At 72.0% G+C, this 7,829-nt stretch carries 8 protein-coding genes; 3 read left to right on the top strand and 5 right to left on the bottom strand.

Features of this window, described 5'->3' with window-relative positions:
• Positions 1-75, bottom strand: a 75-nt coding sequence (locus HII36_RS59515; protein WP_236004990.1) for an SPFH domain-containing protein, incomplete at its 3' end; no start/stop codon positions are given.
• A gap of 53 nt (positions 76-128) precedes the next feature.
• Between HII36_RS59515 and HII36_RS51435 the strand changes: the two genes are divergently transcribed.
• Together HII36_RS51435 and HII36_RS51430 are read left to right on the top strand one after the other, a co-directional pair.
• The gene (locus HII36_RS51435) at positions 129-827 is read left to right on the top strand and encodes a hypothetical protein (protein WP_173530717.1); all 699 of its coding nucleotides are present in this window, start codon (positions 129-131) and stop codon (positions 825-827) included.
• Between the two features lie 9 nt (positions 828-836).
• Positions 837-1,796: a lysylphosphatidylglycerol synthase domain-containing protein gene (locus HII36_RS51430; RefSeq protein ID WP_173530716.1), complete on the top strand. Its 960-nt coding sequence runs from the start codon at positions 837-839 to the stop codon at positions 1,794-1,796.
• Here HII36_RS51430 and HII36_RS51425 read toward each other — a convergent pair.
• From HII36_RS51425 to HII36_RS51410, 4 genes are read right to left on the bottom strand one after another with little or no spacing between them, the layout of a single operon-like run.
• The gene (locus HII36_RS51425; RefSeq protein ID WP_173530715.1) at positions 1,697-2,758 is read right to left on the bottom strand and encodes a glycosyltransferase family 4 protein; all 1,062 of its coding nucleotides are present in this window, start codon (positions 2,756-2,758) and stop codon (positions 1,697-1,699) included. The genes HII36_RS51430 and HII36_RS51425 overlap by 100 nt on opposite strands.
• A 3-nt stretch (positions 2,759-2,761) precedes the next feature.
• A complete protein-coding gene (locus HII36_RS51420) occupies positions 2,762-3,691 on the bottom strand; it encodes a glycosyltransferase family 2 protein (RefSeq protein ID WP_173530714.1) in 930 nt (309 codons plus the stop codon).
• 49 nt (positions 3,692-3,740) lie between these two features.
• The gene (locus tag HII36_RS51415) at positions 3,741-4,541 is read right to left on the bottom strand and encodes a hypothetical protein (RefSeq protein WP_173530713.1); all 801 of its coding nucleotides are present in this window, start codon (positions 4,539-4,541) and stop codon (positions 3,741-3,743) included.
• Between the two features lie 33 nt (positions 4,542-4,574).
• Entirely contained in the window at positions 4,575-6,563 is a 1,989-nt protein-coding gene (locus HII36_RS51410; RefSeq protein ID WP_173530712.1) for a hypothetical protein, read from the bottom strand.
• A gap of 198 nt (positions 6,564-6,761) precedes the next feature.
• On the opposite strand from HII36_RS51410, the gene HII36_RS51405 reads away from it, so the two are divergent.
• On the top strand, positions 6,762-7,829 hold a 1,068-nt coding region (locus tag HII36_RS51405; protein WP_173530711.1), incomplete at its 3' end, for a hypothetical protein.

The following is a 7,829-nucleotide window of genomic DNA, read 5'->3' as shown; positions in this document are numbered from 1 at the left end:
GAAGGCGTCGGCGAGCTGGCCCTCGTTGACGAAGACGGCGACCTGAGACTCCCTGACCACGAGCCGGGCGCCCATTTTGATCTCGTTCTCGTACCGGGGGAAACGCCATACGAGGGTGTCGCGGCTGGGTGAAGACCCGCTGGTTCGCCCCGAACCGCCTCAAGAAGGTCACCGAGGCGGAGACCATGAAGAGCACGTACCTGCCGCACTGGACGTTCGACGCCGGCACCGTCTCCGACTACACCGGCCGCCGCGGCGAGCACTACTGGGCCACCGAGACCTACACCGAGAACGGCGAGACCAAGACCCGCCAGGTGCGCAAGACCCGCTGGTACCCGGCCTCGGGCACGGTCGCGCGCGACTTCGACGACGTGCTGGTCCACGCCACCGCCCACGTGCCGGGGGAACGCCTCGCCGCGCTCGAACCGTGGCCGCTGGCGCGCGCGGTGCCGTACGAGCCGAGCTACCTGGCCGGCCACCACAGCCTGCGCTACGACGCCGGCCCCGAGGAGGGCCTGGAGTCGGCCAAGGTCAAGATGGCCGCGGTCATCGAGGACGACTGCCGCGCCGACATCGGCGGCGACGTGCAGCAGGTGCACTCGGTCAGCACGAACTACGCGGACGTCACGTTCAAGCTGATGCTGCTGCCGGTGTGGGTCGGGTGCTACGCGTTCGGCGGCAAGACGTACCAGGTACTCATCAACGGGGTGAACGGCGAGGTTCAGGGCGATCGGCCGTACAGTCCGGCCAAGATCGCGGCGGCCGTGCTGGCCGTCCTGGCGGTGATTGCCGCCGTCGTCTGGCTATACCTGGTGAACCGCGCGTAGCCTGGGCGGATGCTCCGCCGCCTGCTGCGCATCGTCCTCGCGCTGGTCGCGCTCGGCTTCCTCGGTTTCGGCCTGGCCAGGAACTGGGACGAGACCACCGGCGCGCTGGCCGCGCTCTCGCCCTGGGCGGCGTCCGGCGCGTTCTTCGCGGTGCTGCTCGGGCAGTTCCTCATGCTGCTGGCCTGGCGGGAGATCCTGGGCGGGCTCGGCACGCGGGTGCCGGTGCGCATCGCCGGGCGGATCATGTTCGTCGGGCAGCTCGGCAAGTACATCCCGGGGGCGGTCTGGGCGTACGCGGCCATGATGGACCTCGGGCGCGACCACGGGAGCCCGCCGCGGCGCACGTTCGCGACGATCTCGCTGGGCCTGGTGATCAACCTCGGAGTGGGCATCTCGATCGCCGCCGCGACCCTCGCCACCCACGAGGCGGTCCGCCAGACCTGGTATTTCGTGCTGCTGGTGCCGGTGATCATCGTGTGCCTGCATCCCAAGGTGCTCACCTGGGGGCTCAACCTGGCGCTGCGCATCGCGCGCAGGGAACCGCTCGACACCGTGCTGCCCGGCCGCACGGTGCTGATCGCCGTGGCGTGGACCACGCTCGGCTGGCTCGTGTACGGCGTGCACACCTGGCTGCTGGCCGGCCGCTGGGACCTGTACGTGATCGCGACCGGCGCCTACGCCTTCGCCTGGTGCACCGGCATTCTCACGGTCGTGGTGCCCGCCGGGGTCGGGGTCAGGGAGGGCGCGCTGCTGCTGGTGCTGACGCCGATCATCGGCAACGGCCCGGCGTGGGCGGTGGCGGTGGTGTCGCGGGTGGCGTTCACGCTGGCCGACGCGACGGCCGCGGGCGTCGCGTTCCTGCTCGGCCGTCAGGCGCCGAGCAGCGTGGTGGCGTACGCCGACCAGAACGGCTCGGGGTCGACGGCCTTGACCCCCGACCGCAACCTCTCCGGCTCGCCCGAGGCGTAGAAGCGGGTCAGCGCCTGCCTGAGCGCGTCGACGTCGCCGGGGTCGACCAGCAGGCCGTCGACGCCGTCGGTGACGTGGTCGGCCAGCGCGCCCACGCGGGTGGCGATCACCGGCACCCCGTGCTCGTGCCCGAGCCAGACGTTCTGGCTGGCGGTGGCGTTGCGGTAGGGCAGCACGAGCGCGTCGGCGGCGGCGAACAGCTTCGGCACCTCGCTCGCGGCCACGTAGCCGGGCCGCAGCTCGACCCGGTCGGCCAGGCCCAGCTCGGCGATCAGCGCCCGCGTGTCGTCGAGCCCGCCCCAGAACTCACCGGCCACGGTGAGCGAGATGCCCTCGGGCAGGGCCCTGAGCAGCAGGTCGAGCCCCTTGTACGGCCGGACGATGCCGAAGAACAGCAGCCGCCGGTGCACCTGGTCGGACTTCTCGGCGGTGGTCGAGGGCAGGTGCGGCGGCAGCGCCGCCACGCTCACCGGCCCGCCCGTCAGGCCCCCGGCCAGCTCAGCCTGCTGCTCGGAGTGCGTCAGCACCCCGTCGACCCGCTTGAGCAGGGCCTTCATCAACGGCCTGTCGTACGGCTTGCGCTCGTGCGGCAACACGTTGTGGCACAGCGCGATCACCTTCGTCCGCCGCCGCAGCCCGGCCAGGATGCCCAGGTAGGCGGGCACCTGCACCGGGCTCAGCACGGCCAGGACCACCAGGTCGGCCGAGCGCAGCCGCCGCCCGGCGGCCACCCACCCGTCGGGCCGCCGCCAGTCGAGCTCGCGCAGCGTCTTCGGGAACGGCGTGCCCTCGGGCGCCGAGATCGTCTGCTGCCCCGGGTAGAGGAACGACGGGTACTGCGCCCGCCACGACTCGATCACCACGTCGTGGCCGAGCGCCGCGAGCCGGTGCGCCAGCTCGGTCGTGTGCTGCGCCCCGCCCCCCTTGTACGGATAGGTCGGCCCGACGATCGCGATCCGCACCGGCTACTCCCCCCGGGAACGCACGATCAGGTCGGCCAGCAACGCCACCGACCCGATCAGCAACCCGGACAGGAAGATCATCACGGTGTTGGCCGGGAAGTAGAACGGCTTCTCGATCATGTCCCAGACGCCCTTGACGAACCCGATGCCGACCAGCCAGAGCGCCGGCGGCATGAGCACCTTGAGCGGGTTGAAGTACATGATCATCCGCAGCACCTGCAGGATGTAGCGGTAGGCGTCGGACACGAAGCTGAACTTCGACTTGCCGGCCCGCTTGGCGTACTCGATCGGCAGGTAGTAGACGTCGTGCTGGTTCGACAGGAACGACAGCGTGATCGTCGTGACGCAGGAGAACCCGGGCGGCAGCAGCCGCAGGTACGGCCTGGCCACCGACTTGCGGAAGGCCCGCAGCCCCGAGTTGAGGTCGGGGATCTTCTGCCCGGCCAGCTTCTCGGCCACCTTGCGGATCACCCACTTGGCCGGCACCCGCAGGATCTTGTGCGAGCCCTCCTCGGAGGTGCGCGCGCCGACCACCTGGTCGATCGTCTGATCCTTCTCCAGGATCTGCACCAGCTCGGGGATGCGCTCGTTGGGGTAGGTCATGTCGGCGTCGGTCCAGACGACGATCTCGCCCTTGGCCTCCTGCGTGCCGATGCGGCGCACCGTGCCCGAGCCGCCGTTGCGGTGGAAGGCGCGGATGCGCAGGTTCGGGTAGCCGGGCGCGGCCTCCTGCAGCCTGGCCAGCGTCTCGTCCGTGGAGCAGTCGTCGACGGCGACGAGCTCGTAGGTGTAGCCGCTGGAGTCCATGGCCTTGGTGATGCGCTCGACCTCGTCGATGACGTGGTCCTGCTCGTTGTAGCAGGGCAGGACGATGGTGACGTACGGCGCTTCTTCCACGGCGTTTCCACTCTGGGGGGTCTCAAGCGTGCTCACGTGCCTTGAGGTTACTCTGCCCGGCCGGAAGCCGAGTCCACATCGCCGGTCAGCGGACCAGGCTCGCCCAGCCTACGCCGGGCATCCTGAGCACTGCTCTACCTGCGGCGCGGGCCTTCGCCGGCTCGCCCATCCGGACGTAGAGCGTCTCCGGCACGTCCTTCTCCTGGAGCTCCATGCTGGCGTCGTAGAACTTCGCCATCCGCACGGCGAACGCCTTGTCCTGCAGGAACACCTCGGCCACGCCGTCCTGGCCGCGCAGCCTCGCCACGACCGCGTCCCGCTGGGCCTCGGTGGTCTCGCCGGCCCGGCACGCGTAGTACCCGGAGTGCGGGCCGCACAGATGGACGGCCAGGTGCGCCTTGCCCGCCCAGAAGTCCGCCCCGTCTCGGGTCACCGCGCGGATGCCCGGCTCGCCCATGAGCCTGCCGCGCACGGCCTCGAAGTCCGCCGGATGGCGCAGTCCGGCCTCGATCTGCGGCTCGATCGTGCCGGGCTCGGGCAGGTTCTCGCCGATGATCCGGGTTTCGCGGAGCCGCCCGCCGATCTCCGCCGCGGACATCAGCCGGGGCGAGACGATCTCGGGGATGCCGCGGACCAGCGCCAGCGCCTGCTCGCCCGAGCCTTTCACGCAGTCCGCGCCCGTCAGGCACAGGGAGATCTGCACCCGGTCCCTCGGCGGGAACGGCGCGTCAGGTGGTGGCGAGTACAGCGGGGACGGCCCGTGGAGCAGCAGGCCGCCGGCGACCAGCAGCACCGCCACGGCCACCGCGGTGCGCGGCCAGTGCGCGCGGATCCACCCCGTCACCCGTGATTCCGCGTCCGGGCCGAAGGACAGTTCGTCCGCCATGGAGGCGACTATCCCGATATTTCTGGATCATGGTCAAGGCAGGACCATCCACACGTTCACCCGCAACGTCCAGGTTCCGTTGGGCGCGCTGACCAGCGAGCGTTCGTCCTGTCTGGTCACCAGGCCCACGACCTGGACGGACGGCCCGTACGGCAGCGCCTGCTCCCGGTCGGCGGCCAGCACGACGGGGGTCCGCCCGGCGGCTCTGACGCGGTCGATCAGCCGTTTCACCTCGGGCTCCGGCGCCAGGTCGCCGTCCACGCGGACGACCTGGGCCGCGGGCAGGCCGCACATGCCGCGCACCACCTGGCTGAAGCGTTCCGCGGTGACCCGTTCCACGATCAGCACCGAGGCGTCGCCGGGCAGCCGCGCGCACAGGCCGCGCACCGCGGCGGCCTCGCCCCGCTCGATCGGGGTGAACGCGGTGCCGATCGAGGTCACCACCGGCGGCACCAGGACGAGCAGCACCCCGAGCACGGCGACCCAGCGCCTGGGATACCGGTCACGGATCCGGGCCAGCCCCCACACGGCCAGCACGATCAGCCCGGGGATCACGATCGGCACCAGGCGGCGGGCCGCCCACGGGTGGTCGGGGGTGATCTCGGGACGGGCCAGCGTGGTGACTGTCGTCCAGCCGATCACCGCCAGCGGCAGCAGCCAGGCGAACGGCTTGCCGTCGCGCAGCAGCCCGCGCACCAGGACGGCGGCCGCGAACGTGGCCAGCACCACGGCGGGCAGCCCGATGTACCAGGCCACCCAGTGCAGCGAATCCTCGAAGTAGAGCCTGGTCCCGTCCACCGGCAGGCCGTTGGCGCGCTGGGTGTCGGCGATGAACGTGGCGGTGCGCGCGTCCTCGCCGTTGGTGGGCACGCGGGTCACGGTCTGGAACCACGGCCGGGCGTAGAAGCCCGCCATGATCAGCACGACCAGCCCGGCCCCCACTGCGGGAACCCACGCCGGCGGACGAAGCCGGGCCAGCAGCGGCGCGGCCGGCAGGCAGACCAGGACGAGCACAAGCACACCCGCGCAGATCAGCAGCAGCGGACGCACCGAACCGGACAGATAGGAGAGGTACGGCCGGGCGAGCACATAGGCCGCGAGCAGCCCGAGACCGCCGCCCGCCAGCAGCCCGAGCAGCAGCGGCGGCCCGGCGGCGGCGCGCGGCCCGGCGTGGCGGCGCATCGCGACCAGCAGCCCGGCGAACGCCAGCGCGGGCAGCACGTCGCGCAGCCCGTCGATCCTGACCAGCACGGCCAGTCCCAGCACCAGGCCGGCGGTCAGCGACTCGGGCCACCCCGGCCTGGCCCTGGCGAGCGCGTCGTGCACCAGCGCCAGCCCGCCGAGCAGCAGGATCAGCGAGGGGATCTCGCTGAACGTGGTCCGCGAGGTGTACAGGACAGGCATGCTCACCGCGAACGCCAGCGCCGCGAGCACCGCCCACCGGCCGCCGGCCAGCCGCGCGGTCAGCCCCGCCACGGTCAGCACGGCCAGCGCCCCCAGCACGGCCGGGATCGCGAACGGCGCGCCGAGCCAGTCGCCGAGCGCGAACAACATCGGCGGCCCCGGCATGAACTGCGGCGCCACCGAGCCGTCGACCTGGTAGAAGCCGACGCTCTCGAACTTCAGCCAGGTGTCGGGGCCGCCGAACGCCTCGACCCTGGACGGGATCGGCAGCGAGCCGTGCCCGGCGATCCAGGCCGCGTACTGGGCGTAGGTGGCGGGATCGCGGCGGACGATCAGCTGCTCGCTGTGCATGATCGCGTTGAACACGCCGGAACCCACGGCCACCGCGACCACGCCGGCCAGATGCGCGCGGCCGGCGACCACCCCGGTGTCGGCCGGACGGCGGACGACCGCCCAGCACAGCAGCGCCGCCACGGCCAGGCCGAGCAGGATCGCGGGCAGCGGCGCGAACCGTCCCGCCAGCAGCAGCGGCAGCCCGGCCAGCAGCCACCCGGCCACCGCGAGCGCGGGCAGCACACCGAGCAGTGACAGCGCGCGGCCCGCCTGATCGAGTCTCATCGGTGAGCGAGCGTATCGAACCCCGCTTTCGCGGCGGTCGGTGAACGGCAGTGGTGTTCGCCGGTTTCGCGGCGGTCCGGGAAACGGCAGTAGCGTTGTCCGCGCCGACGCCCGGCGCGCCGGGCCACAGGCGGCAGGTCGGCACATACACGAGCACACAGGCACGGGCACAGGCACACGGGCGAGTGGCGGGGGCGCATGACGGCGTGGCGGGAGCGGGCGGGCCGGTTGTGGGCAGACCGGTTGCGGCCGGGCCGGTTGCGGGCCGCGGTGGCCGGGTGGCGCGGGCACCGGTGGTTCCTCGCGCTGCTGATCGTCGGCACGCTGCTGCGGACCCTCGCGATGCTGGGCTACCGCCCCGCCCTGTGGTTCCCCGACACCTACACCTACGTCGTCACCGTCTTCAAGCCGCGCCCCGACCTGGTCCGCCCGGCCGGCTACTCGATGTTCATCAAGCTGTTCGAGCCGCTGCACAGTTTCGGGGCGGTGGCGGCCGCGCAGCACCTGCTCGGCCTGGCCACCGCCGTGCTGATCTACCGGGCCGCGATCTCCAGGGCGCCGAGGTGGGCGGCGACGCTGGCCACGGTCCCGGTGCTGCTCGACGCGTACCAGATCGAGCTGGAACACCTGCTGGTGTCGGACTCGCTGTTCACGTTCCTGGTCGCGGCCGCCGTGGCGCTGGCGCTGGCCGAGCGGCCCAAGGCGGTGTCCGTCGGGCTGCTGCTGGCTGCCGCCACGCTCACCAGGACCGTCGGCCAGCCGCTGATCCTGCTCGTGGCGGCCTGGTTCGTGCTGTACACCCCGGGGGCCGGGCGGCTCAGGCGGGCGGCGGTGATGCTGGCGGCCGCGCTGGTGCCGGTGCTCGCCTACGGCGGCTGGTTCTACGCCACCTACCAGCGCGTCGGCCTGGTCGGCGCGAACGGCGTGTTCCTCTACGCCCGCACCATGTCGTTCGCCGACTGCGCCGTGCTCGACCCGCCGGCCGACCTGCGCGTCCTGTGCGACCCGCGCCCGCCGGAGCGGCGCCCGCCCTCGCAGGAGTACATCTGGTCGCCGGACTCGCCGCTGGTGAAACTGCCCGGCATCACGTTCTCGAAGGAGAACGACGACCTGGCGGCCAGGTTCGCGAAGCTGGCGATCACCGGCCAGCCGCTCGACTACGCCGGCTCGGTGCTGACCGAGCTCGCCCGCACGTTCACCTGGGGCCGGCCGGTGTACCCGGACCAGGAAATCTACGCATACTACGAGCTGTCTCTTATACACAAC

It is taken from the genome of Nonomuraea antri, assembly GCF_013283785.1.
GTDB classification, from domain to species: domain Bacteria; phylum Actinomycetota; class Actinomycetes; order Streptosporangiales; family Streptosporangiaceae; genus Nonomuraea; species Nonomuraea antri.
The sequence above is the reverse complement of the archived record's forward strand: the minus strand, read 5'-3'. Positions and strand labels throughout refer to the sequence as shown.